This is a genomic window from Arthrobacter sp. 2762 (assembly GCF_040548745.1).
Lineage (GTDB): Bacteria > Actinomycetota > Actinomycetes > Actinomycetales > Micrococcaceae > Arthrobacter.
In genome coordinates, this window is record NZ_JBEPSI010000002.1 from 36,247 (window position 1) to 62,336 (window position 26,090).

Consider the following 26,090-nt stretch of genomic DNA (forward strand, 5'->3'; position numbering starts at 1 on the left):
ACTAGTTCTTGATCTGCTGGCGGGCTTCGCCGCCGGCCGGCTCGAAGCCAGCAGCTTTTGCAGCCTCAACCGTGGAGAACCAGTATTCAGCAGCGGTGTTCTCGTACCAGGTGGAACCCGGTACGTGGTACTTCTTGGACTCGGCGTTGCCCTTGATGGCGTGGCCTTCCGGAGCACCTTCGCCCTCAACGGCAGCGATAGCACCATCGATGGCCGGCTTCTCAGAGACAGAAGCCATGACAGCCGTTGCGGTAGCAGCAGCCGGAGCAACCTTGGCAGCCTTCGGAGCTGCAGCCTCGGCCTTGGCAGCCGGAGCAGACGTGTCGGCCGGGAGGGCAGCCTTGGCAATGTTCACCAGTGCGGCGAATGCGTTGGCGTCCGAAACAGCCAGTTCGGCCAGCATGCGGCGGTCAACCTCAACCTCAGCGGCCTTCAGGCCCTGGATCAGGCGGTTGTAGGTGAGGCCGTTGGCGCGGGATGCAGCGTTGATGCGCTGGATCCAGAGGCGACGGAAGTCGCCCTTTTTCTTGCGGCGGTCGCCGTAGCTGTACACAAACGAGTGCAGCAGCTGCTCTTTGGCCTTGCGGTACAGGCGCGAACGCTGACCGCGGTAACCCTTGGCGCGTTCGAGGATAACCCGGCGCTTCTTGTGGGCGTTTACCGCCCGCTTCACACGTGCCACGTGCGTACTCCTTCAGAAATCTTTATCCCAAGCTGCTACTGCCGGAAATCCGGCCGGCCTGAGAAGGCTTTTGGTGTAGTCGGCCGCTACCGGATGGCAGCAACCAAAGAACTTGGAACTTAGACGCCGAGCATCTTCTTGATGACCTTGGCATCGCCCTTGAAGACGATCTTGTCGCCGGCGAGGCGACGGGTCAGTGTGGAGGACTTGTGCTCCAGGTAGTGGCGGCGGTTGGCCTGCTGACGCTTCAGCTTGCCGGTGCCGGTCAGCTTGAAGCGCTTCTTAGCACCGCTGTGGGTCTTCATCTTCGGCATGGGAACCGATCTCCTTACGTGTCCACGGACAAAGTCCGCAGTTCTTTCGTGCAGCCGGCCTACAAGGGCCGGCGTGCTGGTTGCTTGCCGTTGGAGGCCAGGGCCGCCGCGGCGTTGAACTAGTTGGTCTTGCGTGATGCAGGCTTGGGCCCAGCCTTGGGGGCTGCGGGCCGAGCTGCCGGCTTGGGAGCTGCCGGCTTGGCGACGGGCTTCGGAGCCGAAGGAACTGCAGGCTTCGGGGCAGCAGCCGGAACAGCTGGCCTCGGAGCTGCCGGTGCGGGGGCTGCCTTGGGGGCCGGGGCTTTCGCCGCCGGTGGAGCCTTCACAGCCGGGGCTTCCTCAACCACGGGTGCTTCTTCGACTACCGGAGCTTCTTCAACAACCGGAGCCTCTTCGACTACGGGAGCCTCTTCGACTGCCGGAGCCTCTTCAGCTACGGGTGCTTCTTCAACAACCGGAACTTCTTCAGCTACGGGTGCTTCTTCAACAACCGGAGCCTCTTCGGCAACGGGTGCTTCAACCTCGGAAGCCTTCACACCTTCCTGCTTAGGCTCTTCTTCGGAAGCCAGCAGGCCTGCCGGAAGAAGGTCGCCCAAGGTCTGCGTCAGCGGAGCCTGGTCACCCGTGGTGTCCACGCGTCCGGATGCCTTGGCCTCATTCTGGGCCTTGGCTTCGGCACGCTGGGCTGCACGCCGGGCTTCAGCCTTGGCTTCGGCCTTGTTCTTCAGCGGACCGATCACCATGACCATGTTGCGGCCATCGATGCGCGGGCTGGACTCAACAATGCCTACCTCGGCGACGTCTTCAGCAAACTTCTGAAGCAGGCGGATGCCCATCTCCGGACGCTGCTGTTCGCGGCCACGGAACTGGATCATTGCCTTGACCTTGTCACCGGCGCCGAGGAAGCGAAGTGCGTGTCCGCGCTTGGTTTCGTAGTCGTGCTTGTCGATCTTGAGGCGGAAACGGATTTCCTTCAGAACCGTGTTGGTCTGGTTCTTGCGGGCCTCACGCGCCTTCACGGCAGCTTCGTACTTGTACTTGCCGAAGTCCATCAACTTGCAAACAGGAGGCTTAGCCTGCGGGGCAACTTCAACGAGATCGAGATCGGATTCGGCAGCAAGACGCAGGGCGTCCTCGATGCGGACGATTCCTACCTGTTCGCCGGCAGGGCCGACCAGCCGCACCTCGGGGACGCGGATACGCTCATTGATTCTTGGCTCGCTAATGTTAAAGCTCCTGTGGTTGTGGTGAGTTTCACCGGCAAATAGAGAAGGCCTCCAATTGCTGGTGCAATCGAAGGCCTCAAGGATCGGGTGTGCTCCCTTGAAGAGAAGCACGCACTCCAGAGGCTACGCCTCCGTGTGTCCGACCTGTACCCGGCAACCTCTTGTTCCGTGAAGGAATCCTGTTCCCCGAAGGGAAAACGGCTGACGCGGGTGGGAGAGAACTCCGCTTGCAAACTGAAAATCAATTCTACAGAAATAACCCGCCAAGCGCACATTGCACGCGGCGGGAGCATTTAATGCGAATAACGACTTCCAGTCGGTCTATGACAAGCTTACCAGTATGAGCACTGAAGACAGCAATTCGCGCAACTCCTACTCCGAGGACACCGCCACAGCCCCCGCCGCCGATGCCGGGGTATCCCAGCAGATCCGTGACATCGCGGAAGTTCCGGCAGTAGAAGTCATCACCACCGGCGCGGTCCACCTGATGAGCGCCGCCGCTGTGAAGGTCGGCCTTGCCGATGACCCCAACGCAGAAGACCTCAAAGACCTTGACGAGGCCCGCAAGCTCATCACTGCATTGGCCGGCCTCGTAACGGCGGCTGCCCCCGAAATCGGCTCGCAGCATGCCGGGCCCTTGCGTGATGGACTGCGCTCCCTCCAGTTGGCTTTCCGCGAAGCTTCCCTTATCCCCGACGCACCGGGCAAGGGACCCGGTGAGAAGTTCACCGGGCCGGTGAACTAGCCAGGAACTGCCCCAAGTACATACGACGGCGGCCCGACCACATGTGGTCGGGCCGCCGTCGTCGTTAATGCCGTGCGATTACTGAAGATTTACCGGCGCTGGAGCTACACCCGGGCGCGGCGCCGCCTGGACATGAGGGCGAATCCCGCGATGCACAGTACGACTCCTGCGGAACCGACGGAGGCAAACCCTCCGGACGGCCCAACAGTGTCAATAAATATCCCGGCAAGGGGCGCGCCGAAGGCAATACCGGCCGTCAGCGCGGATCCGTACCAGCCCATGGCCTCGCCGCGGCGTTCCTCATCTACGAGGTCCGCCACCTTCTCCGATGACGCCGACAACACCGGAGCGCAAAGAAGGCCAGGGAGAATCGAGAGCACCGCCAGCGTCCAGGTATCGTGTGCGAAACCCATCGGGATGGTGAGCGCGGCCATGCCCAACAACAGCAGCATGGGAGAGACCGAGCGATTCATGGCTCCGTAGATGAGTCCACCCACAACCGATGCCGCACACCAGAAGAAGAAGACGATGCCAATCTCGTTCTGGTGGCCGCCGCGCTCCAACAGGCCAACAATACTGACGTCCGAGCCGCTAAGTACCATCCCCGATCCCGCAGCTACGGCGAAAAGTGCCGCAACGGAAACCGTAAACCACGTGAAATTGCGGGCCACGCGGTTCCGAAGTCCTGCTGTGCGGGACGTGGCTGCCGGCGCCATCTCAGACGCCGCCTCCTGCACATGGCCCGGTGCGGAGGCCACCATGGCCGCCTCGGCAGCGGCAAGGTCCGCGGCGGCCCGTGCCGCGGCTTCCTCCGGAGTGCAATTGGCATCGGTGCGGGTCGGAGGGTTGAACCAGATCAAAAACAGGCCAGCCACGGAGACAGAAATTCCCACCGCGGTAAGTCCCACGGCCGAGAAGCCGCTCGTGGCGACGATCGCACCAACGGCGGGACCAATCATGAACACGAGCTCAGTAGCGATGGAATCGAGCGCAAACGCCGAGCGTCGCTGGTCGCCGTCCACCATGACACCCAGAGATTGACGGACCACGCTGAAGATCGGCAACGTGAACAAGCCCCCCACGAAGACCAAGGGAAGCAACCAGGCGTACGGGACGTGCGGAACAATGGACCAAATCACTGTTTCCGAGATGACGGATGGGATCAGGGCTTTCCGCAGGCCCACCATGTCAACGCGCCGACCACGCCAAGGCGCCCCCAAGGCAATCCCTATGGTCATGACGGCAGCAGCAGCGCCAGCGGCGGCATACCCCTCCCCCAGCGACAGGACAATGTGCAACGTCAGGAGCACGCCAGCCGCCGAATGCGGAATGCGGGCGATCATGCCCACCAGCAGGAGCCGCCGGACAGGGCGGATGGACAGCATCTCTTTGTAGAGAGCGAAGTTCACGGGCTAATTCCTCTTGTTCCCCCGGGGCAGTCCCCGGTGGACGGGTACTGCCGTTAGTGCCGCCCAGGCTCCTGCGCCGCACGTTGCAGTTTTACTTCAATGGAATCGACGCCCTCGGCAAACGATTCCACCTGCGCCCACGCCTCGTTCAGGTCAGCCACCAGCGATTGGACGGCAGCGGCGTCGAGTCCGTCCTCAAGGAAGAGCACTATTCGCAGTTCCGGGCCAGCGCCTCCGCCCGGGACCATGCGGCCGTCCGCAGTCAGGGAAGCGACGCCACCACCGGTCTGTGTTTCGAGCCGGCGCACTGCCGGAAACGCCTCGGCCTGTGAAGCGAGAGCAAACTCCAGTTGATCATCAAGGTATGACGGCGTCCAGTCCCGCTGCTGCGCCAACGCCCACATGGCTGGCCGCCGAACCACGAAGGTGAACGCTGAACCGGGGTCCAGCACCAACAATTGTGCGTCTTCGGAAACGGCCGAAAGGGCCGCCCTTGCCGCATAAACAGCTACGGGACGGGCCTGCGCATGCCACGCTTCAAGAGCGGCGGCAGTGGTGAAGACCGGCATTGCCTTCCGACCATCAGGCGCCTTGAGTGTGACTAATGCCATATCGGCCTGCTTGTCCGCGTGCAGCCCATCAACACCTTCGGCTTCCTCGGCGAGCTGGGCTACCACGGGAACGAAGACCCGGGCGGTAGCGAGTGAAGCTACAACCCCTGCCTCACTGCCCGTCCCATTCAGCAGTGCAGCAACGGCGGCGAGGTAACCGGAGTCAGCCGTGCCGTCGTCGTCTTCGAAATTGTGGATCCTGGCATCGTCACCACTAAGGCTGCGGCCTTCCCAGGGTTGCCCCGCCGAGTCTGTGGCACCACCGGCGCCAGCCAAGGCAGCGGCAATGTGGCCTGGAAGTTCGCGTCGTCCGGCATCGCGGTGCTCCGGGTGGTTTTCCGGACCGGAATCTGTGGGACGTGAAGCAGCCATCAGCGACGACCGGCTACATCCAGGGCTTCGGGCAGAGTGAAAGCACCTGCATAAAGGGCTTTGCCGACAATCGCGCCCTCAACGCCCAGGGGCACGAGTTCACGGAGCACGCGAAGATCCTCAAGGCTGGAGATACCGCCTGAAGCCACCACGGGCTTGCCCGTTTTCTGCACCATCTGGCGCAGCAAGTCAACGTTCGGGCCCTGCAGCGTTCCGTCTTTGGTGACGTCGGTGACCACGTAGCGTGCGCAGCCGGCGTCCTCCAGGCGGGCAAGAACTTCCCAGAGGTCGCCGCCTTCTTTGGTCCAGCCGCGACCCGCCAGGGTGGTACCACGGACATCGAGGCCGACGGCGATCTTGTCACCGAAGCGGTCAATGGCGCGCCGTGTCCATTCAGGGTTCTCCAATGCTGCTGTACCGAGGTTCACCCGCTCCACGCCCAATTCCAGGGCGCGTTCCAGCGACTCGTCATCCCGCAGACCGCCGGACAACTCAACTTTGACGTTGAGCTGGGAGACGACCTCGCTGATGAGGTCCGCGTTGTTCCCACGGCCAAAAGCGGCGTCGAGGTCCACCATGTGCACCCACTCAGCACCGGCGTTCTGCCAGTTCAGGGCGGCTTCCAGAGGCGTTCCGTAACTGGTTTCCGAGCCTGCCTCGCCTTGCAGCAGGCGGACTGCCTGGCCATCAACGATGTCGACAGCGGGGAGAAGTTCCAGAACGGACTGGGCAGAGGTGGTCATGTGTGTCCTAGGAGTTGATGGGGACGCGAGGCGTTCAGTTGCCCGGCAGCGTCAGGAGATAGGCGGCAAGCAGGGACATCCCCGCCAGCACATAGAAGGAAACGGAAACCCACAGTGGCTTCTTCTGCTGGTGGAAAGAGATACCTCCACCCACCAGCACGCCGGCAAGGCCCATAAGCACTACCGACCACACTTAGGCTGCACCACGATCATCCGCTGCCGGAGCCTGTGCCACCGTGGATCCAGGTTTGCGAAGCCCGTCCACCCAGTTGCGCAGGAGGCGCGCCCCGGCGTCTCCGGATTTCTCGGGGTGGAACTGGGTTGCGCACAGGGGGCCATTTTCAACAGCAGCGATAAAGCGGGCACCGTGCTCGGACCACGTCACCAAAGGTGGAGCCATCCGGGGCTGAACGACGTCGAAGTTCCACTCCTGCACGCCGTATGAGTGCACGAAGTAGAAGCGTTCCTGCTCGACGCCTGCGAAAAGCTTGGATCCTTCAGGCACGTCCACCGTGTTCCAACCCATGTGGGGAACCACGGGGGCGGGAAGGAGTTCGACCTTGCCGGGCCATTCGGCCATGCCCTCGGACTCGGTGCCGTGCTCGACTCCGGCTTCGAAGAGCACCTGCAGCCCAACGCAGATTGCCAGGACAGGCCGTCCACCTGCGACGCGGCGGCCAATCATGCGTATGGCATCGACGGCCTTGAGTTCCCTCATCACCGTTTCAAAGGCACCCACGCCGGGGACCAACAGCCCATCGGCATTCAGCACGTCCTCAGGCTTGGAGCTGAGAACCACCTCGGCGCCTGCACGCTCAAGGGCGCGAACGGCCGAACGGACGTTGCCCGAACCGTAGTCCAGCACCGTAACCGTGGGCTTACCTTCAGGCGACTCCGGCTTGACGATAGCCGAAGGGTCCGTAACCGCACCGTCCTTCAGGATTTGCCCACTCATAGCGCCCCCTTGGTGGATGGAATGCCGTCGACGCGGGGATCAGACTCCACTGCCGAGCGAAGAGCCCGCGCAAAGGCTTTGAACTGGGCCTCGACGATGTGGTGAGGATCGCGGCCCGCAAGAACGTTCATGTGCAGGCAGATACCGGCGTGCAACGTGATGGCCTCAAAGACGTGGCGGGTCAGCGAACCCGTGAAGTGGCCACCAATCAGGTGGTACTCCTGCCCTGCAGGTTCTCCTCCGTGCACCAGATACGGGCGCCCCGAAACATCCACGACGGCGTGCGCCAAGGCTTCGTCCAAAGGAACCGTTGCTTCGCCGAAGCGGCGGATTCCGGCTTTGTTGCCCAAGGCAGTACGCAAGACCTCACCAAAGGTAATGGCCACATCCTCCACGGTGTGGTGGGCATCAATGTGCGTGTCACCCGTGGCTTTGACGGTCATGTCAATCAGGGAGTGCTTGCACAACGCCGTCAGCATGTGGTCATAGAAGGGAACCGTGGTGCTGATGTCCGAGACACCGGTGCCATCCAGGTTGATCTCCACCAGGACGGAGGATTCGCTGGTGGTGCGCTCCATGCGCGCAGTGCGGTCAGCGGACGGCTTGGCGCCGGTTTCGCTCATTGGGACGTCCTTATACACGAAGAATGGGGTGGGTCTATTGACAAGTTTAGTTGGGCTGGGACGCAGGGCTGTCCAGAAGGGCTTCCAAGGCCTCAAGGAAGGTCGTTGTTTCCTTTTCTGTTCCCGCAGTCACCCGCAGGTGCCCTGGAATGCCGACGTCGCGGATCAGGACGCCCGCATCCAGCAAGCCCTGCCAGATCGCGTGCGGGTTCGAAAGCCCACCGAAGAACACGTAGTTAGAGTCCGAGGCTGCCGGCTTGAGTCCCATTCGGAGGAGCTCGGTCACAATCCGGTCCCGTTGGACCTTGATGTCCTCGACATCGGCCATGAGCGCTTCACGGTGGTTGAGAGCGGCGAGGGCCGTGGCTTGTGTGACGGCTGAGAGGTGGTAGGGCAGCCGAACGAGCCTGATGGCATCGGTAACCTCAGGTGCGGCAGCCATGTAGCCCAGGCGCGCACCTGCCAGGGCAAAGGCCTTGCTCATGGTGCGAGAGACGATCAAACGCTCCCGCCCGGGAAGCAGCGTCAGCGCGCTGGGCGTGTTGTCGTGCGCGAACTCGTGGTAGGCCTCGTCCACGATGACGATGGCTTGGCTGGCCTCGCCGGCTTCGTACACGGCTTCGACCACGTCCAGGCCCAGTCCCGTTCCGGTGGGGTTGTTCGGAGAGCACAGGAACACGATATTTGCGCCAGTCTCCTTCACCTGGGCAGCAGCAGAAGCCGCATCCAAGCCATAGTCATCAGCCCGCACTCCACGGAGATACTCAGTGTCCGTGCCACTGGCAAGCAGCGGGTACATGGAATACGTGGGAGGGAAGCCCAGTGCCTTGCGCCCCGGCCCTCCAAAGGCCTGCAGAATCTGCTGCAGGACCTCGTTGGAGCCGTTGGCCGCCCAGATATTCTCCGCGGAAAGCCCGTGTCCGAGGTAATCGGCAAGGGATTCGCGGAGTTCCGTGAATTCGCGGTCAGGGTACCGGTTCAGGCCCGTGGCCGCGGCCGCCACGGCCTCGGTAATGGCCGCTTGGACATCTGCCGGCACGCCATGGGTGTTTTCGTTGACGTTGAGCAAAATGGGGACGTCAAGCTGCGGTGCGCCATAGGGGCTCAGTCCACGCAGGTTGGTCCGGAGGGGAAGTCGGTCAAGTCGCTCAAGCTGGTCACTCACCAAGACAGTTTAAGGTGCCGGTGCGACTGCAGAGTAACTGTGACGCCGGGGACGCCGACCCATAACCCCTTGGCCGCTCAATTGGCGGGAACGAACAGCTGCTGGCCCGGCTGGATGCGTCCCCCGCGGAGATCGTTCAACTGGATGATTTCTGCGATGACATCACGGGGGTCCCGCTCCGGCGCGGCCGCACCGGCGATGCCCCACAGGGACTGCCCGGGTTGGACAGTCACCGTAACGGCCACCGGCGGCTGCAGCTGGCCTTGGGAATCAGAAGCTTTGGCCGGGGAGTTAATGAAGCCGGCAAGGCTCAGCAGCGCGGCAAGGAGCAGCATGGTGGGGATTCCGAAGAAGACGATCCTGCCGCGTTGGGTAAGCCGGAGACGCGCAGGAGCCGGGGTGTTGCGGAATTCATGGAACGTTGAGATTGCGGACATGAGCTGAGCCCTTCTGAGCGATTGCCTGCATCGGATGCCCGTTGCCGGCTGCCAATTCCTTGTGTTCGTTGGACCCGGCCCGAATGTTCGAACACTTTCTTCGAACATCCGAGCTCGGTTCAACTTTTATAGAACACATATTCGAACCTTGCTATGACATTTTTAGCACTTATCAACGAACGGTGTCGAGACTCGCTAGAACGAATGTTTGATAAACGCCTGGGCCTGGCCTAGGTTTGAGTGAAGAAACAGGCACTGTTTCAGTGGAACAGGAGGGTCTGACATTTTTTCAGATCCAACATCCCCGGGCGCACTTCAGACCGTGACCGGGCGGAACGGAAGGGCATTGGCGAACATGGCAGCGAAAGCCACCGGCGGCGGGGCACCCCTGCGGAGCCAGCAGCCTCAAAAGAGTCCCAAAAGCCTGACTGTCCGGCAGAAGAAAATCCTGGAAACCATCCAGCGCTCTGTCAATGACAACGGGTATCCGCCCAGCATGCGCGAGATCGGCGACACCGTTGGTCTCGCGAGCCTCTCCAGCGTCACGCACCAGCTCTCCCAGTTGGAGAAGCTCGGCTACTTGCGCAGAGATCCCAAGCGCCCCCGCGCCATGGAAGTACTCATGCCTTTGACCCTTGACGGCGGCACAATTCCCGGAGTGGAAGCAGCTACTACACTGCGCAGCGCAGGTGGACTTGCCGTGACGGAATTGGCCAGCGCCAGCGACACCGCGATGGTGCCCTTGGTGGGACGCATCGCAGCCGGTGGGCCCATCCTGGCTGACCAGACTATTGAGGACGTCTTGCCCCTGCCCCGGCAACTGGTGGGCCACGGCGAACTGTTCATGCTGAAGGTCGCTGGGGACTCAATGATCGATGCCGCAATTTGTGACGGTGACTGGGTGGTTGTCCGCCGCCAGAATGACGCCATCAACGGTGACATCGTGGCAGCACTCCTGGATGACGAAGCCACAGTAAAAACCTTCCGCCAGCGGGACGGCCACACCTGGCTGCTCCCCCAGAACACGCAGTACGAGCCGATACTTGGAGACCAAGCCACCATTATGGGCAAGGTCGTCTCGGTCCTGCGCTCCCTCTAGGGCGTTCGCCTACGTTTTCTTTGCGCCCAAGCGTTCCAGGACGCCGCGCACCACGTTGCGGTCCGTCGTTGCCCAAAATGGCGGCAAAGCGGCACGCAGGAACCCGCCGTACCGTTCGGTCGAAAGCCGTGAGTCCAGGACGGCGACCACGCCTTTGTCGCCGGTGGAGCGAATGAGCCGTCCTGCGCCCTGCGCCAGACGAATTGCCGCGTGCGTAGCTGACACCGCCATGAACCCGTTGCCCCCGGACTGTGCAACGGCTCGCGAGCGTGCGGTCATCAGCGGGTCATCGGGCCTCGGGAACGGAATGCGGTCAATCACCACAAGGCGGCATGAACCGCCAGGGACGTCCACGCCCTGCCACAGGGACATGGTGCCGAAGAGGCAGGTGTCAGGTTCATCGGCAAACTGCTTCACCAGTGCTGCCATAGTGGATTCCCCCTGGCAGAGGATGTCCACATCCAGCCGTGGGCGCATCGCGTCTGCGGCTTCCTCGGCCGCCCGACGTGAGGAGAACAGGCACAGGGCTCCCCCACCGGATGCACGGATGAGGTCTTCAAGCTCATCCAGTGCCTCGGGAGAAGTGCCCCTGCCGGGCTTGGGCAGGTGCTTGGCCACATAAAGGACACCCTGCTTCGGATAATCAAAAGGCGATCCGACGTCCAACCCGGTCCAGCTGGGCGCCCCATCTCCAATGAGGCCCAGGCCACCTGCTGCGGGCTCAAAGGCGGATCCAATAGCCAGCGTGGCAGAAGTAAGCACCACTGTGTGCCCCGCGAAAAGGCCTTCCCGCAGCCGGCCGGCAACGCTAAGCGGGGCGATGTTGATCAGTGCGGGCGCGGTCTCGTCCGGGTGAGAGTACCCCTGCTGGGGATCGAAGGTGCTGTTCCTGGAAAACCACACCACTTCACTGTTCTCCTTGGCTGCGAGCATCCGCTCGCACAGTTCCAGAATGAGCATGAGCCGTGAGCGCGCAAGCTGCCTGCCGCCGTCGACCGCGTTTGACGAGTCAGTCTTCGAGTCAGACAATGCGGCGCGTGTGGCATCGCGCAATTGGTCCAGGCAATCCAGTTGTTCGTCGTTGAGCCCATTGGGCAGCAGACCGTTGGGGACTCCGGCAATGGCCATGTCCAGTCGATCAGCTGCCGCGTTCAGGGCGTCTACGGTAATAGCGGTGTGTTTGCGCGCGCTCGAAGCGGCAGCATGCACCATTGCCACGGACAGCTGACCTGCAACGGCCCCCGTGACCCGGTCCTGCAGCTCATGCGCTTCGTCAACCACCACGACGTCGTACTCGGGCAGGACAGCAAGTCCTTCGAAGGCACTAACGGCCAGCATGGCATGGTTGGTCACCACGACGTCAGCCTCAGCCGCCCTGGCCCGTGCCAGCTCGCTAAAGCACTCCTCGGCAAGTGGGCATTTTTGCGCTCCCAGACACTCCATGGACGTCACGGAGACCTGCCTCCAGGCGCGGTCGGTAACGCCCGGCATCAGTTCATCGCGGTCGCCCGTGGCCGTCTTTTCGGCCCATTCACGGAGCCGGACCACTTCCTTACCCAATTGCGACGACGGGCCGCCAACCGCCGCTGCGAAATGCGGCACGCTGGTGTCCTCACCCAGGGAAAAAAGTTGGCCCTCGGACGGCTCTTCGCTGGGGAAGCCGCCCTCCAGCTTTTGCAGGCAAACATAATTTGCCCGGCCCTTGACGAGTGCCACGTTCACAGGACGTTCAAGGGCCGGGCTTATGGTCTCCAACAGCCGGGGCAGGTCCCTGCCCACAATCTGTGTTTGCAGGGCCAAGGTAGCGGTGGACACAAGCGTCGGTTTGTCGCTGTCCATGGAATGGGCGATCAGCGGAATCAGGTAAGCCAGGGACTTACCCGTTCCCGTTCCCGCCTGGACCAGCAAATGCTCACCGGACTCGATGGCCCTGGTGACTTGCCTTGCCATCTCGTGCTGGCCTGAACGGCTTTGACCGCCCATCCCGGCAACAGCTTTGTCCAACAGCTCGAGGGTGAACTTCTCCCCCACTGACTCGACGACGTCCGCCGCCACCTTCTCAACCATTGCTGACGAATGACTCCAGCTCGGCGGCCAATCCTTCACGAACCATGGCCACCACGCGGGTTCCGTTTTCCTCGTGCTCGAGGCTCAGGATTTCCGAATCGGAGTTGTGCAGCTTGTTGACCATGTCACCGCGGTCATACGGGATGAGGACCTCGAGGCGGACTCCCGGCCGGGGAATGGATCGGCTGATCTCTTCCAGGAGTTCAGGAATACCCTGGCCGGTCCGGGTGGAAACGACGGCGTGCCGCGGCTCCTTCTGCTTCAGGCGCTCCACGACGAAAGGATCCGCTACGTCCACCTTGTTCAGGACGATGATTTCCGGAACCTTGCGGGCGTCGACCTCGGTGAAGACAGCACGCACTGCCGCGATTTGCCCTTCCGGGTCCGGGTGGGAGGCGTCCACGACATGCAGGATCAGGTCTGCATCCGCTACTTCCTCCAGCGTGGAGCGGAAGGCTTCCACCAGCTGCGTAGGCAGCGAGCGGACGAATCCAACGGTGTCAGCCAGCGTGTAACCAATGCCATCCGGCGTCTGCGCCTTCCTGACAGTCGGGTCCAGGGTGGCGAAAAGGGCGTTCTCCACCAGCACACCAGCATCGGTCAGCCGGTTCAGGAGCGAGGACTTTCCAGCGTTGGTGTAGCCGGCGATGGCAACCGAAGGTACGGCATTACGACGGCGGTTGGCCCGCTTGGTCTCGCGCGCCGGCTTCATGGCGGCAATCTCCCGGCGGAGCTTGGCCATGCGTGTCCGGATCCTGCGGCGATCGAGCTCGATCTTTGTTTCACCGGGACCACGGGAACCCATACCGGCACCGGCTCCACCCACCTGGCCACCGGCCTGGCGGGACATGGAGTCACCCCAACCACGAAGCCTGGGGAGCAGGTACTCGAGCTGTGCGAGCTCAACCTGTGCCTTACCTTCACGGCTCTTTGCATGCTGCGCGAAGATATCCAGGATCAGCGTGGTCCTGTCCACCACCTTGACCTTGACAATGTCCTCAAGTCCGCGTCGCTGCGAGGGGGAAAGCTCGGTGTCGACCACCACGGTATCGGCTCCCGTGGCGGCCACGATGTCCTTGAGCTCCTGGGCCTTGCCCGACCCAAGGAACGTTCCGGGATCCGGCTTCGTGCGGCGCTGAACCAGGCCGTCAAGGACCTCGGATCCGGCAGTTTCTGCCAGTGCTGCGAGTTCGCGGAGCGAATTCTCGGCGTCAGCCAAAGTGCCTTCTGTCCACAGGCCAGCCAGGACAACGCGCTCCAGGCGCAGCTGCCGGTATTCAACCTCGGTGACGTCTTCGAGTTCGGTGGAAAGGCCCGCGGTACGGCGGAGGGCACGGCGCTCGGCCAGGTCTTCCTGGTCGCCGTCATAAATGCTGTGTTCATGGTCAAGCGTGGAGATCGCTTGTGCCCTGCCGAAAACGCCTTTGGCATCATTGTCATCGGATGCCTGTGCGGGTACATCCTTGGAAAGAATCCGGTCGATGACGGCCTGGATTTGTTCAGGACTCATGTCCTGGGCGTCGGAATCGGATCCGGAGTGCTTCTGGGTGGTCATGGTCTCCTTAGACTGTTCGGCATATCCAGAATAGTGCTGTTTGGTGTCCAATGGGACGGTATTCGCGGTGGGCTGACGAGCTTCGGCCATATAGGGCCTCCTGTGGTGCATGAATCGAGCGGGTTGGTCCGCGGGAGGTCCTGTCCTACAGGAGAATTCATCGCCAAACCATAAGCCAGGAGCTAACAGCAGATGGCTGGGCCACTGCTTTCGCGACAGCTGGGGTGGGACATGTTCTGCTGAGCAACCGCGATCCACCAACAATGGGCGGTGCGGAGTCTGCCGGACGGAACCTGCGGGCGGAATGGCCATGCGCCGGGCTAGTACGCCAAGCGGGCCTGCATCGCGGGCAGGTGCCTTGCCGATGTGTTTGGTCGGCTCGGGCTGATTACTCAAAGATCAAGAACATGCCTTCAACATTAGCAGCAGTGTCAAACCGTCCCTGCCCGAGGGCAGTTTCCCAAGCCGCCGATAGCCAACTAATCTGGCAAATTATGGAGTCTGCACACTATTTCAGCGCCCAACCGGCCGGTCCCTTCACCCGCAAGCCCCTCACCGTGGAACTCGCTGGAGCTACCCGCCATGTGCAGACCTCGTCGGGCATCTTCAGCCCCGACGGTGTGGACAAGGGCACCAAGGTACTTTTGGCCGAGGTTCCACCGCCTTCACCCCGGGGCAACCTGCTGGATATCGGGTGTGGTTGGGGCCCTGTTGCCCTCACCATGGGGCTCATGGCGCCCCTGGCACAGGTCTACGCCGTGGACGTCAACGAGCGCTGCATCGCCCTGACCAATGAGAACGCGGTTGCCCTGGGCTTGAACAACGTGAAGGCCAGCCTCCCGCAAGAGGTAGACCCCGGCGTCGAATTCGATACGATCTGGTCCAACCCGCCGATCCGCATCGGCAAGGACGAACTACACTCGCTGCTCCTGACGTGGCTGCCCCGGCTGGCACCGGGCGGCAACGCGTGGATGGTGGTTCAGAAGAACCTGGGCTCAGACTCCCTCCAACGCTGGCTGGCCAACGAACTGGACAAGTCCTTCACAGTCTCCCGCGAGAGCACTTCGAAGTCCTTCAGGATCCTTCGGGTCAGGAAAGCGTCCCACTAGCCACAATGACTGCAGGGCCGCTGAGCTCAACGTGTTCGCGGCCATCCTCCCCCGGGAAGAACGTGACATCCACCACGCCACCGGGAACGTTGACGTGCCAAGAGTTGGGGGCGCTGCTGCCAGCCCAATGACGGATCGCGACGGCGGCGGCACAAGCCCCGGTGCCACACGATTGGGTTTCGCCGACTCCGCGCTCGTGGACGCGCATGGTGATGGTTCCCACGCCGTCGTGAACCAGCGGCTCTGAGGGCACTACAAACTCGACATTGGTGCCATTGGCAGGCTTGGGATCCACTGCCGGCGCGGTGAACAACTTCGTGGCGGAGAGCTCGCTAAGCTCGGCAAGCGCTACCACCGTGTGCGGATTCCCCATGCTGACTGAGAGTCCGGGCCGGGCCACCTCCAGACCGTCTGCGCTGACCAAGGCATCCATGGCTTTGCTTTGTGCTTCTGCAGGGAAAATGAATTCCCAAGGGCCCATATCCACGGCATAGCCGTCCGCCGTGCGCACAATCTTCTTAATGCCGCCACGTGTTCCGATGGTCAAGGACTGACCCAGTCCGAGCTCAACCAGCCCTTGGGCTATCAGGAAATGCACGAACACGCGGACGCCGTTGCCGCACATCTCGGACAGAGACCCGTCGCCGTTACGGTAGTCCATGAACCATTCCGCAGAGTCGTCCTGTTCAAGCAGGACGCGGCCTTCGGGCAAATACCGGGATGGGACAGCCCGGATAAGGCCGTCGCCACCTATCCCCCGATGCCTGTCGCACAGCTGTGCTACTTGCTCGGGAGAGATCTCGTGGACATCACCGGGATCAGCAATCAGGACGAAATCATTGCCCGTTCCATGGCCCTTGGAAAACGCCAAACCGGAAAGGCTGGCAGTGGGCACGGGGGCGCCGGCAGCGGCGGACTGCTGGGCGGGAACTGCGGCGGTTTGATCCATGGGACTAGGCTACCCGCCGGGCGGGTTCGGCCAGAAATTGCTGTATGGAGTGCCAGCCCGGCTAGGCCAGCGCCACTGCTTTGGACACGAGCTCCGCATCCTGCCAATCGAGCCAGGCGATGCGGGGATCGGCCCGAAACCAGGTCAATTGTCGCCGGGCGAACTGCCTGGTGGCCACAATGGTTTCCTCGGCTGCCTCCGGGACGCTGGCTTCGGCGTCGAGCACTCTAAGGAACTGCGCATATCCCAGGGCACGCGAGGCTGTCTTGCCGCGCCGCAGCCCAGCCGCATCAAGCCGTTCCACTTCCTGCAGCAACCCCGCATCCACCATCCGGTGTACGCGGATCGCCAGCCGCTCCCTCAGAACCTCGCGGTCCACAGACAGGCCAATCTGTATGGCTGCCTGGAAGTACTCGCGTTGCGGCATGAACGAGCTGAACGGGCGTCCCGTCATGCCATAGACCTCCAGGGCCCTGATCACCCGCCGGGCATCCCCCAGACGGCCTGCCGAGATGGGATCCACCTTTTCAAGCCGGGCCCGCAACGGCGCCAGACCGAAAGTTTCCCATTCATCCTCAAGCCGTTTCCGCAAGTCAGGATCCGTGCCGGGGAACTCCAGTACATCCAGGGCAGCCCGCACATAGAGGCCAGAGCCTCCCACCATGATGGCGCGCTTGCCCCGGGCGTGGACGTCATCAATGACGGCGCGGCATTCCGCCTGGAAGTCCGCCACGCTGGCTTCCTCCGTGACGTCTTTTGTGTCCAGCAGATGGTGTGGCACACCCTTGCGCTCGTCCACAGTGATCTTGGCCGTACCGATGTCCATGCCCCGATAGAACTGCAGGGCGTCAGCGTTGATGACCTCGCCATTGAGCGCAAGGGCCAGCTCGACGCCCAGGTCCGATTTACCCGAACCGGTTGGGCCGACGACTGCAATTACCGGCGGCGCGGCATGGGAAAGAGCCATTCGATCTCGAATAATCGGCGTCAGGCGCTGCGGACAGGCAGCGACGGCATGCCCAAAGACACACCCTTCTTGCCTGGGGCCGCACCCGCACTGGGAACACCGCAGGAATCTGCCTGCGAACGATCCCAGGCGTCACCCGCCCTCGACCGGCGCAACATGTAATCGTCCAGGCCGGCAGGATCGGCAACCAGGTGGAATGCAGCGGCTTCGGTAATGGTCACGGTGACAAAGTCACCGGGACGGGGGGTTTCCGCACCCTCAGGCACTGAGAAATGAACGAGTCGCTGGTCCTTGGACCGGCCAGACAACCTGTGGGTTTCCTCTGCTTTGCGGCCGGACTGCGCTGTCACCAGAATTTCCACACGGCGACCCAGTTGCTTGGCGTTCTCCTCCGCCGCGATACGGTCCTGAAGGGCGGTCAGCCGTTCAAAACGCTCCTGGACCACTGCCTTGGGAAGTTGCTCCGGGAGCTCGGCAGCAGGCGTACCAGGCCGTTTGGAGTACTGGAAGGTGAAGGCTGAGGCAAACCGCGATTTCTCCACGACGTCAAGCGTCGCTTGGAAATCCTCCTCGGTTTCTCCGGGGAAGCCAACAATGATGTCCGTAGTGATGGCCGCGTTCGGGATCCGCTCACGCACCATGTCCAGGATGCCAAGGAACTTGCTGGAGCGGTACGAGCGCCGCATATCCTTGAGGACCTTGTCCGAGCCCGATTGAAGGGGCATGTGCAACTGGGGCATCACATTGGGTGTCTCGGCCATCGCATCGATGACGTCGTCGGTAAATGCGGCAGGGTGCGGGCTGGTGAAGCGTACGCGCTCAAGGCCTTCGATGTCCCCACAGGCACGGAGAAGCTTTGAGAAGGCCAAGCGGTCACCGAACTCAACGCCGTAGGAGTTCACGTTCTGGCCCAGCAAAGTTACTTCCACGGCGCCGTCGTCCACCAAGGCCTGAATTTCAGCCAGGATTTCTCCGGGACGCCGGTCCTTCTCCTTGCCACGGAGCGATGGCACGATGCAGAACGTGCAGGTGTTGTTGCAACCTACTGAAATCGAAACCCAGCCGGAATAGACGGAGTCGCGCTTGGTGGGAAGGGTGGAGGGGAAGACGTCCAGCGATTCCAGGATTTCGAGCTGGGCCTCGTTGTTGTGCCGCGCCCGCTTCAGCAATGCCGGAAGTGCTCCTACGTTGTGGGTGCCAAACACAGCGTCAACCCAAGGAGCCTTCTTGACGATGGTTTCCCGGTCCTTCTGGGCGAGGCAGCCACCAACGGCGATCTGCATGCCAGGGTTGGCTGCTTTGACCTGCCGAAGCTGGCCAAGGTTCCCATAGAGCTTGTTGTCGGCATTTTCCCGAACGGCACATGTGTTGAACACCACAATGTCCGCGACCTCACCCTCCGCGGGCACGTATCCGGCGTCCTCAAGGAGGCCGGCCATACGTTCGGAATCGTGGACGTTCATCTGGCAGCCGAAAGTCCGGACCTGATACGTCCTCGGTTCAAACGGGGCCGGTTCAAACGGGGCAGAGGCATCCGTCACTTGGGCATCAGCATTGGTTGCCAATGCTACGGCCGAAGGCGTGGTTTCTGCTGAGGGGGAAGGAATGGTCAAACTCACTACTCAAGGGTACCGGCTTGGGCAAGTACCTCACCGACGATCCGGAAGGCCATTGAAGGGGCATAGCCCTTCCGTGCCAGCATGGATGCCAGCCTGCGGGTGTACTTGTCACGTTCTGCACGATCGGAAAGATCCACGCCTGGCCTCAGTTTGCGCTCAACAAGCTCACGGGCGGCGATTTCCTCATCTTCATCGCTGAGCTGTGAGAGTGCTTCCTCGGCATCCTCGAGCTCGATACCTTTCTCCGTCAGTTCACGGCGAATGGCACCTTTGGCCAGTTTTCTGCTTTGGGAGCGGCTGCGTACCCACATTCTGGCAAACTCAGCGTCATCAATGAGCTGGACTTCCTCGAAGCGGTCCAGCACAGCCTCAGCAACGTCCAGGGGGACATTCCGCTCGGCCAGCTTGCGGGACAGCTGCAGCCGGCTCCGTGGCGCCATCGTCAATTGCCGCAGGACGATGGCGCGGGCCACGGATTCGGGATCAGGCTCAGGATCGCCGGATACGGAGGAGTCCGGGTCCGGCCCGGTTCTAGCCGTCAACGGCCTTCAGCTTCGGGGAATCAGCCTCCGGCTTGACACCCACGCCAAGCTTTTCCTTGATGAGGCGCTCAAGTTCCTGAGCCAACTCGGGGTTATCACGCAGGAAGCGCCGTGAATTCTCCATGCCTTGGCCCAGCTGATCGCCGTCGTACGTGAACCACGAGCCGGACTTCTTGATGATGCCGTGCTCGACGCCCATGTCAATGATGCCTCCCTCGCGGGAGATGCCCTGGCCGTAGATGATGTCGAATTCAGCAATCTTGAAGGGCGGGGCCATCTTGTTCTTGACGATCTTGGCCTTGGTCCGGTTACCGACGGAGTCAGCACCTTCCTTCAGTGTCTGAATGCGACGGACATCGATGCGCACTGAGGCGTAGAACTTCAGAGCCTTACCACCGGTGGTGGTTTCGGGCGATCCAAAGAAGACGCCGATCTTCTCACGCAACTGGTTGATGAAGATGGCGGTGGTCTTGGTCTGGCTCAAGCGGCCGGTGATCTTTCGCAGGGCCTGGCTCATGAGCCTCGCCTGAAGGCCGACGTGGGAGTCGCCCATTTCGCCCTCGATTTCAGCACGGGGGACCAAGGCAGCCACGGAGTCAATGACGATAACGTCCAGGGAGCCGGAGCCCACCAGCATGTCCATGATTTCCAGGGCCTGCTCACCAGTGTCCGGCTGCGACACGAGCAGGGCGTCCGTGTCCACCCCAAGCTTGGCGGCGTAGTCGGGGTCAAGGGCGTGCTCAGCGTCGATGAAGGCCGCGATGCCACCGTTACGTTGCGCATTGGCTACAGCATGCAGGGCCACTGTGGTCTTACCGGAGGATTCCGGGCCGTAGATCTCCACGACGCGGCCACGGGGCAGGCCGCCAATGCCAAGGGCAACATCCAATGCAATGGATCCAGTTGGAATGACTTCGATCGGGGCGCGGGTGTCATCACCCAAGCGCATGATGGAGCCTTTGCCGAACTGCTTGTCGATCTGGGCAAGCGCTGCTTCGAGCGCCTTCTCACGATCCGGGGTTGCCGCCATGGTTCACACCTCTGATGCTTTCTCGCTGTGGAGTGGCCTGAATGGCCGCTTTCCTGTCATGTCAGACGCTATTACGGCTGCCTGACATTTTGTGGAGCCGACGTGGGCTATGTGGATAACCACGCCCTCCGATTGCCCGTGGAATGCGTCCTTCAGGAACAATTTTCCTCTCACAGGAGCATATCCCCATCCGAACAGATATTCGAACAATGCGTGCGGGCGTGTCACCATCACAGAGCTGGAAGTCCTGAGCAAACATGGCCGGACTTCAGTTGGCCGCAGGCTTGATATCCCTGCCGAGCCTGCGCTCCATGGGGACATCCTGGACTTCGCATATCGCTAGCCAGACTTCCCGTGGCTGGTAGCCGGCAGCCAGCGCCTCTACGGCGGTCCGCCCTCCCACCCCGGCCAGCACCAGGGAATTGGCCAGGACGCGGGAATAGCCTGCCCCAAATTCATCGTCCATTAAACGCCAGAAGTCACTTGCCCTCACGGATAGAGTCTCTCACGACGCCGGACTCTAGAATGGTTGCCATGAGCAATCCTCTCCAGAGCACGCCCCCCGAGGCCGTGCCAGGTGACACCATAGACGACGCCCTTCAGCAGGTGGAACACCAGCTGAGTCTGCTCTGGCGCCGTGCCCGTTCCATCTCGCATCAGTTGTCCCGCCAGGTCCATCCCGACATGGAGCCTGCCGCGTACGGCCTGCTGACGATCATTCGCCGCGAAGGCCCCATCCGCCTGACGGACCTTGCCTCGTGCATCGGGGTGGGCAAGCCCTCAGTGAGCCGCCAGATCGCATTTCTGGAAAGTATTGGCCTGGTCTACAAGGAGGCAGATCCGCAGGACGGACGGGCTCAGTCCATCCGCCTGACGGAAAAAGGCGAGGAGAAGATGCATCAAGTCCAGGACGCCCGCCGCCAGGTCTTCCGTGAGCGACTCGGTGAGTGGCCGCTGGAAGACGTCCAAACCTTGGCCGACTACATGGGCCGGCTCAACGCCGTCTACGGCGAAAGCATCATCAAGGACGCCACTCTGAAGGAGACCGAGTCCGCGGAGACTGCCAATCCCACCGAGGACTGACGCGCCTCCCAACCCGGCTTCAGACCGAGCAGCAGCACATCCCAAAAGTCAGCACCATGCGAAACGTCACCAGAAGCGAAATGTCATCGGACGCAAAAGGTCCCCAGCCGTAGGCTGGGGACCTTTCGTGATAATTACTGGTGTGGGTGCGACCGTTTACCGGGCTCCGGAGAGCATGCCCTGCGGGAAGTCGTCGGTAAGGTCAAGATCGCGACCGTAGCGCTGGGAGAATTCCTGCGGAACGGTGTCCGGAACAGCTACGCCCTCCGCAACGGCCACGCGGTCACTGACTTCGCGCAGCATGCTGGACAACGGAACGTCCAGGGCGGTGCAGATAGAGGACAGGAGCTCGGAAGAAGCCTCCTTTTGGCCGCGTTCAACCTCACTCAGATATCCGAGTGAGACACGGGCGCTGTGCGAGACCTCGCGGAGGGTACGGCCCTGACGCTGGCGGACATCGCGCAGTACATCACCGATTTCGTGGCGTAGTACAACCATTTTGCGCTCCTTCTGTTCGCTCTGTGCCTGCTTAGCCAAGCCCACATCCTTCCAGCGGACAACGCCGTTTACGGATACGGGCTGCTTTACCATCTGTATCGCCTTGCTCCCTCGTTCATCCGGTTCGCTGGCTGGCGGACCGGTGTGGTTTTCTACATCCTAGGCGCCCCGGCTGTTCCGAAGCGACACAATGACACAACTATTGGCAATGAGTTTTTGTTCCCGGCTACTTTACGAACGGTAACCAACCCCTTCCAGTGCATCAATCAGGCGCGCCAGCGCAGCTTCACAGGCTTGTTGCCTGATACTCTGCCTGTCCCCCGAAAAGCTGAATTCAAACGAACCCGTGCCCGTACTCGTAGCGACGCCGACGAAGACGGTTCCCACGGTTTTGCCGTCATGGGGCTCCGGACCAGCCACCCCTGTAGTGGATACTCCGACGTCGGCCATGCAGGCGCGCCTGGCGCCCTCGGCCATCGCCTCAGCTACTGCGCCATCCACTGAACCAACTGCAGCAATCAGCTCCGTCGAAACACCGAGGACGGAGGCCTTCACGGAGTTCTGGTAAGCAACCACGCCGCCCTGCAACATTCCGGACGCACCAGGCGTGTTGGCCAGGCCGGCCGCCACCATTCCCGCGGTCAGCGACTCCGCCGTGGCCACGGTCAGGCTCTTTCCCAGCGCCAGCGCCACTGCCGTTGCCGCCAGCTCTGCCGCTTTGGCAGCGTCTGCGGGATGGCTCATGCGCGGCGGCCGGCGGCACGAAGGCGGAGCGCCTGGACGACGTATTCCGCTCCGGTCCATAGCGTGATGGCAAGGGCCGCCATCATGACCCAGAAGGCCACAATGACCAGCCACGGTGCGATCGCCTCGAGCGGAAGGATGTACAGGAAGATGGCCACTGTCTGGATGACGGTCTTCAGCTTTCCGCCGCGGGAAGCCGGCATAACGCCGTATCGGATCACAAAGAACCTCAGTGCCGTGATGCCCCACTCGCGGACCAGGATGAGGATCGTCACCCACCAGGGCAACTCCCCGAGGATGGACAAAAGCACCAGTGCGGAACCGATGAGCAGTTTGTCCGCTATAGGGTCCGCGATCTTGCCGAAGTTGGTGATGAGGCCACGCGCACGGGCGATGTCGCCGTCGAGCTTGTCCGTGTAGATCGCTACGGCGAAGGCCACAACAGCCGCCCACCGCCAAATACCTTGGTGGTTGTCATCCGCCACCAGGAACCAGACGAAAAACGGAACCAGGACGATGCGGAGCATCGTAAGAATATTGGGAAGGTTCCAGACATCGGAGCTGGTGGAAGAGGCGTTGTCACCCTCGGCTGTAGTCACCCCTCTAGGCTACCGTCCGGTGAGCGACCAGGCGTCCTCGCCGCCGTCGTCCTCGTCATCTGGAGCGTCGGCGCCATCGAAATACTCAACAGCTTGGGTCCGGTTTTCCAGATCCGCTGCCACCAGGTCCTCGGCATAGCCGCCGACGGCGATGTTGGAGTTCGCGTTATCGCTCAGGGCGGCGGTGTGGGCGTCAGGCGCAGCCGGGGATTCCTGCCCCTTCATGGCAGCAAGGACGGCCGCGAGGTCATCCGGCTTGACCAGGACATCCCGGGCCTTGGACCCTTCGGAGGGACCCACGACGCCGCGGGACTCCAGGAGGTCCATAAGGCGCCCGGCCTTGGCGAAGCCGACACGAAGCTTGCGCTGCAACATGGAGGTGGAACCGAACTGGGTGGTGACCACCAATTCGGTGGCCTGCAGCAGCACCTCGAGGTCGTCTCCGATGTCGTCGTCGATCTGTTTCTTGGGAGCCTCAGCAGCGACGTCGTCCCGGTACACGGCCTGCAACTGGCCCTTGACGTGTTCCACAACCTTATGGATTTCGGATTCCGTCACCCACGCACCCTGCACACGCATGGCCTTGGAAGCACCCATCGGCAGGAAGAGGGCGTCACCCTGGCCAATAAGTTTTTCAGCGCCCGGCTGGTCCAGTACCACGCGGGAGTCCGTAACGGACGAGGTGGCGAACGCCATGCGGGAGGGCACGTTGGCTTTGATAAGGCCCGTGACGACATCCACGGAAGGTCGCTGGGTAGCCAACACCAGATGGATGCCCGCGGCACGTGCCAGCTGGGTGATGCGGACGATCGAATCTTCGACGTCGCGTGGCGCCACCATCATGAGGTCCGCGAGCTCGTCCACGATGACCAACAGGTACGGGTAGGGCTTGATGACACGCTTGGAGTCAACCGGCGGCGTGACCTTACCTGCCCTGACCGCCTTGTTGAAATCGTCGATGTGCTTGTAACCGTAGTTGGCGAGATCGTCATACCGGGCGTCCATCTCGCGAACCACCCACTGCAGGGCTTCGGCGGCCTTCTTGGGATTGGTGATGATGGGCGTGATCAGGTGCGGAACGCCTTCATACGCAGTCAGTTCCACGCGCTTTGGGTCCACCATGACCATGCGGACTTCGTCAGGCGTAGCGCGCATGAGGATCGAGGTGATCATGGAGTTCACGAAGCTGGATTTACCAGCACCTGTAGCGCCGGCCACCAGGAGGTGGGGCATCTTGGCAAGGTTGGCAACGACGTAACCACCCTCGACGTCCTTGCCGACACCCATGACCATGGGGTGGTCGGTCCGGCGTGCGTTCTGGCTCCGAAGCACATCGCCCAGGGAGACCGTTTCGCGGTCCGTGTTGGGAATCTCGATGCCGATTGCGGACTTGCCGGGAATCGGGCTCAGAATACGTACGTCGCTGGATGCCACCGCGTAGGAGATGTTCTTGGACAACGCCGTTACGCGCTCCACCTTGGTGCCGGGAGACAGTTCGATTTCATAGCGTGTCACTGTGGGGCCGCGACTGAAGCCGGTTACGGCGGCATCGACGTTGAACTGCGTCAGCGTGTCCGTCAGGGCGGCCACGACGGCGTCATTCGCTTCGGTGCGCTCCTTCGGAATGGAACCTGGTGTGAGGAAGTCAGAGGCAGGCAAGGTATACGTGACGTCCCCTGCCAGGGACAGTTGCTCTGTGCGCTGCGGAATTGGCGTGGGGGGCGGAGGTGGCGTTGCCGGCCTGGCCGGAACCTGCGCCACTGTGGGTGCGGTCATCTCCGGGGTGAGGACGGGAATGGCCTCTGTGGGGTTGTCGATGCCGGGAGCAGCGCCCAAGCCCTGGGCAGCCTTGATCTTACCCACCGCTATCTCGGCCTGGGTGGGGCGGCGTACGCCCGGTGGAACGCGGGGCGCAGACGCTGGAGGTGTTTCGTCGTCGTCGTCGACTATTGCGTGCTCAAAGGCCTCGTCACCGACGTAGCCTTCCAAACCGGCGTCGGTATCCTCGTCCTTGCCGAAGAAACGCATCCGCTTCTTCTTGGGCTTTGCGACAGCCCCGTTTTCATAGAGGTAGCTGCGATCATGGGCATCCCTGCCGGACCCGGCATCCATGAGGTCCACGCCCATGAGGTGTTCGTAGGCGGAGCGGATCCTGGAGGGGATCGCACCGAACGGCGTGGCCGTCACGATCAGCACTGACACGAACGCCAACAGGCTGTAGACGATCACCGGAACAGCGGCATGAATTGCAGCAAGTGGAGACGCTGCAAGGAAGCCCAGCATTCCGCCCGCCCTGCGCAGTCCATCGAAGCCATCAGCCACAGTTGGCTGGCCGCCGATGACGTGGGCCAAGCCGGAGCCGGCAAAAGTCATGATCATGAAGCCGATGCCAACGCGGTTGTTGCCGCGGCCGTCCTGGGGTTTGCGGAAGAGGCGGAAAGCGCAGATGAAAAGCATGAAAGGCAAAACGAGCGACATCCAGCCGAAAGTGCCATTGACCACGCTGTAGACCGCGTCAGGCAGCCATCCGGTCAGGCCCCACCAGGCGAACGTTGCAATACCAATGCCCAGCACGAGGTTGAACAGGGCTGCGCCGTCGCGGCGATCGGCGGGATCGAGATCGCTGACGTCGTACCCGATCCGGCGGACTCCTGCGCCAACGACGTGGCCGATACCCTGCCAGGCGCCTGCGAGCATGCGCAATGGGAGCGGCGCATGGGGCTCGACGGCGGCGGGCTGCTTGCTGCGGGCACTGGCGCCCCGACCGTTCCTGGGTGTGGCTGCACTGCTTTTGGATGCAGCTGCGCCCCGGCCTGTGCCGCCGGATTTACTACTGGAGCTGCCTCGTGGCGTGGAGGAAGTACGGGTCGCCATGGTTGCCACGCTACCCCAAGGGGGGCCGAAATCCGCGGATTTCAGGCCCCCTGGGATGCATGTTGCCGGTGGA

Annotated in this window: 27 protein-coding genes; 4 read left to right on the forward strand and 23 right to left on the reverse strand. The window is 62.1% G+C overall.

All coding sequences use genetic code 11. The annotated features are described in order from the left end of the window. Position 1 precedes the first annotated feature (1 nt). The 3 genes from rplT to infC all read right to left on the reverse strand — a co-directional run bounded on the left by rplT (position 2) and on the right by infC (position 2,333). The gene (gene rplT, locus ABIE18_RS04200) at positions 2-682 is read right to left on the reverse strand and encodes a 50S ribosomal protein L20, sunset domain variant (RefSeq protein WP_499721410.1); all 681 of its coding nucleotides are present in this window, start codon (positions 680-682) and stop codon (positions 2-4) included. A 119-nt stretch (positions 683-801) separates the two neighbouring features. Next, positions 802-996 carry a 50S ribosomal protein L35 gene (rpmI, locus tag ABIE18_RS04205; protein WP_059387794.1) on the reverse strand — a complete coding sequence of 65 codons (195 nt, stop codon included), beginning with the start codon at positions 994-996 and terminating at the stop codon, positions 802-804. A 119-nt stretch (positions 997-1,115) separates the two neighbouring features. Next, the gene (gene infC / locus ABIE18_RS04210) at positions 1,116-2,333 is read right to left on the reverse strand and encodes a translation initiation factor IF-3 (RefSeq protein ID WP_499721412.1); all 1,218 of its coding nucleotides are present in this window, start codon (positions 2,331-2,333) and stop codon (positions 1,116-1,118) included. 229 nt (positions 2,334-2,562) lie between these two features. On the opposite strand from infC, the gene ABIE18_RS04215 reads away from it, so the two are divergent. Continuing rightward, positions 2,563-2,967 carry a DUF1844 domain-containing protein gene (locus ABIE18_RS04215; protein WP_431119524.1) on the forward strand — a complete coding sequence of 135 codons (405 nt, stop codon included), beginning with the start codon at positions 2,563-2,565 and terminating at the stop codon, positions 2,965-2,967. Positions 2,968-3,071: 104 nt separating this feature from the next. Here ABIE18_RS04215 and ABIE18_RS04220 read toward each other — a convergent pair whose 3' ends face one another. The 8 genes from ABIE18_RS04220 to ABIE18_RS04255 form a co-directional block, all read right to left on the reverse strand. Beyond that, entirely contained in the window at positions 3,072-4,376 is a 1,305-nt protein-coding gene (locus ABIE18_RS04220) for an MFS transporter (protein ID WP_499721413.1), read from the reverse strand. A gap of 53 nt (positions 4,377-4,429) precedes the next feature. Then, positions 4,430-5,359 carry an SseB family protein gene (locus ABIE18_RS04225; RefSeq protein ID WP_499721414.1) on the reverse strand — a complete coding sequence of 310 codons (930 nt, stop codon included), beginning with the start codon at positions 5,357-5,359 and terminating at the stop codon, positions 4,430-4,432. Continuing rightward, complete coding sequence (gene priA, locus ABIE18_RS04230; protein ID WP_442005806.1) at positions 5,359-6,102, reverse strand: bifunctional 1-(5-phosphoribosyl)-5-((5-phosphoribosylamino)methylideneamino)imidazole-4-carboxamide isomerase/phosphoribosylanthranilate isomerase PriA; 744 nt, start codon at positions 6,100-6,102, stop codon at positions 5,359-5,361. The genes ABIE18_RS04225 and priA overlap by 1 nt, the downstream gene beginning before the upstream one ends. 34 nt (positions 6,103-6,136) lie before the next feature. Further along, positions 6,137-6,295 (reverse strand): CG2302 family histidine operon protein, encoded by a 159-nt coding sequence (locus ABIE18_RS04235; RefSeq protein WP_216925244.1) that lies wholly within the window; start codon positions 6,293-6,295, stop codon positions 6,137-6,139. Then, positions 6,296-7,057 (reverse strand): imidazole glycerol phosphate synthase subunit HisH, encoded by a 762-nt coding sequence (gene hisH, locus ABIE18_RS04240; RefSeq protein ID WP_499721415.1) that lies wholly within the window; start codon positions 7,055-7,057, stop codon positions 6,296-6,298. Beyond that, positions 7,054-7,680, reverse strand: a complete 627-nt coding sequence (gene hisB / locus ABIE18_RS04245; protein ID WP_499721416.1) for an imidazoleglycerol-phosphate dehydratase HisB — start codon at positions 7,678-7,680, stop codon at positions 7,054-7,056. The genes hisH and hisB overlap by 4 nt, the downstream gene beginning before the upstream one ends. 46 nt (positions 7,681-7,726) lie before the next feature. Continuing rightward, entirely contained in the window at positions 7,727-8,845 is a 1,119-nt protein-coding gene (locus ABIE18_RS04250) for a histidinol-phosphate transaminase (RefSeq protein WP_499721417.1), read from the reverse strand. 77 nt (positions 8,846-8,922) lie between these two features. Continuing rightward, positions 8,923-9,282, reverse strand: a complete 360-nt coding sequence (locus ABIE18_RS04255; RefSeq protein WP_431119515.1) for a LysM peptidoglycan-binding domain-containing protein — start codon at positions 9,280-9,282, stop codon at positions 8,923-8,925. Positions 9,283-9,637: 355 nt separating this feature from the next. Here ABIE18_RS04255 and lexA point away from each other — a divergent pair, with 355 nt between their 5' ends. Further along, entirely contained in the window at positions 9,638-10,381 is a 744-nt protein-coding gene (lexA, locus tag ABIE18_RS04260; RefSeq protein WP_224093932.1) for a transcriptional repressor LexA, read from the forward strand. 9 nt (positions 10,382-10,390) lie between these two features. Here the strand turns inward: lexA and ABIE18_RS04265 are convergent, their stop codons facing one another. Both ABIE18_RS04265 and hflX read right to left on the reverse strand, forming a co-directional pair. Then, positions 10,391-12,448, reverse strand: coding sequence for an ATP-dependent DNA helicase (locus ABIE18_RS04265; protein WP_499721418.1), 2,058 nt, complete (start codon positions 12,446-12,448; stop codon positions 10,391-10,393). After that, on the reverse strand, positions 12,441-14,003 hold the full coding sequence (gene hflX, locus ABIE18_RS04270; RefSeq protein ID WP_224092358.1) for a GTPase HflX: 1,563 nt from the start codon (positions 14,001-14,003) through the stop codon (positions 12,441-12,443). Before hflX ends, ABIE18_RS04265 begins: the two co-directional genes overlap by 8 nt. 494 nt (positions 14,004-14,497) lie before the next feature. Here hflX and ABIE18_RS04275 point away from each other — a divergent pair, with 494 nt between their 5' ends. Next, positions 14,498-15,112, forward strand: a complete 615-nt coding sequence (locus tag ABIE18_RS04275) for a class I SAM-dependent methyltransferase (RefSeq protein ID WP_431119510.1) — start codon at positions 14,498-14,500, stop codon at positions 15,110-15,112. On the opposite strand, the gene dapF is transcribed toward ABIE18_RS04275, so the two are convergent. The 6 genes from dapF to ABIE18_RS04305 form a co-directional block, all read right to left on the reverse strand. After that, positions 15,093-16,061 carry a diaminopimelate epimerase gene (gene dapF, locus ABIE18_RS04280; protein WP_499721420.1) on the reverse strand — a complete coding sequence of 323 codons (969 nt, stop codon included), beginning with the start codon at positions 16,059-16,061 and terminating at the stop codon, positions 15,093-15,095. The two genes, ABIE18_RS04275 and dapF, sit on opposite strands and share 20 nt — an antisense overlap. Before the next feature lie 61 nt (positions 16,062-16,122). After that, a complete protein-coding gene (gene miaA / locus ABIE18_RS04285) occupies positions 16,123-17,028 on the reverse strand; it encodes a tRNA (adenosine(37)-N6)-dimethylallyltransferase MiaA (RefSeq protein ID WP_499721422.1) in 906 nt (301 codons plus the stop codon). Positions 17,029-17,048: 20 nt separating this feature from the next. After that, on the reverse strand, positions 17,049-18,647 hold the full coding sequence (gene miaB / locus ABIE18_RS04290; RefSeq protein ID WP_499721423.1) for a tRNA (N6-isopentenyl adenosine(37)-C2)-methylthiotransferase MiaB: 1,599 nt from the start codon (positions 18,645-18,647) through the stop codon (positions 17,049-17,051). Continuing rightward, complete coding sequence (locus tag ABIE18_RS04295; RefSeq protein ID WP_499721424.1) at positions 18,647-19,189, reverse strand: regulatory protein RecX; 543 nt, start codon at positions 19,187-19,189, stop codon at positions 18,647-18,649. Before ABIE18_RS04295 ends, miaB begins: the two co-directional genes overlap by 1 nt. After that, complete coding sequence (gene recA / locus ABIE18_RS04300; RefSeq protein WP_223936581.1) at positions 19,179-20,219, reverse strand: recombinase RecA; 1,041 nt, start codon at positions 20,217-20,219, stop codon at positions 19,179-19,181. The genes ABIE18_RS04295 and recA overlap by 11 nt, the downstream gene beginning before the upstream one ends. Before the next feature lie 268 nt (positions 20,220-20,487). Further along, positions 20,488-20,712, reverse strand: coding sequence for a DUF3046 domain-containing protein (locus ABIE18_RS04305; protein WP_499721425.1), 225 nt, complete (start codon positions 20,710-20,712; stop codon positions 20,488-20,490). A 32-nt stretch (positions 20,713-20,744) separates the two neighbouring features. On the opposite strand from ABIE18_RS04305, the gene ABIE18_RS04310 reads away from it, so the two are divergent. Next, a complete protein-coding gene (locus tag ABIE18_RS04310) occupies positions 20,745-21,302 on the forward strand; it encodes a MarR family winged helix-turn-helix transcriptional regulator (protein ID WP_431119500.1) in 558 nt (185 codons plus the stop codon). 156 nt (positions 21,303-21,458) lie between these two features. On the opposite strand, the gene ABIE18_RS04315 is transcribed toward ABIE18_RS04310, so the two are convergent. The 4 genes from ABIE18_RS04315 to ABIE18_RS04330 all read right to left on the reverse strand — a co-directional run bounded on the left by ABIE18_RS04315 (position 21,459) and on the right by ABIE18_RS04330 (position 26,017). Next, positions 21,459-21,893 (reverse strand): helix-turn-helix domain-containing protein, encoded by a 435-nt coding sequence (locus tag ABIE18_RS04315; RefSeq protein WP_216925260.1) that lies wholly within the window; start codon positions 21,891-21,893, stop codon positions 21,459-21,461. A gap of 138 nt (positions 21,894-22,031) precedes the next feature. Beyond that, complete coding sequence (locus tag ABIE18_RS04320) at positions 22,032-22,544, reverse strand: CinA family protein (protein WP_499721427.1); 513 nt, start codon at positions 22,542-22,544, stop codon at positions 22,032-22,034. Then, on the reverse strand, positions 22,541-23,143 hold the full coding sequence (gene pgsA / locus ABIE18_RS04325) for a CDP-diacylglycerol--glycerol-3-phosphate 3-phosphatidyltransferase (protein ID WP_442017054.1): 603 nt from the start codon (positions 23,141-23,143) through the stop codon (positions 22,541-22,543). Before pgsA ends, ABIE18_RS04320 begins: the two co-directional genes overlap by 4 nt. A gap of 9 nt (positions 23,144-23,152) precedes the next feature. After that, on the reverse strand, positions 23,153-26,017 hold the full coding sequence (locus ABIE18_RS04330) for an FtsK/SpoIIIE family DNA translocase (RefSeq protein WP_499721428.1): 2,865 nt from the start codon (positions 26,015-26,017) through the stop codon (positions 23,153-23,155). Between the last annotated feature and the right edge of the window lie 73 nt (positions 26,018-26,090).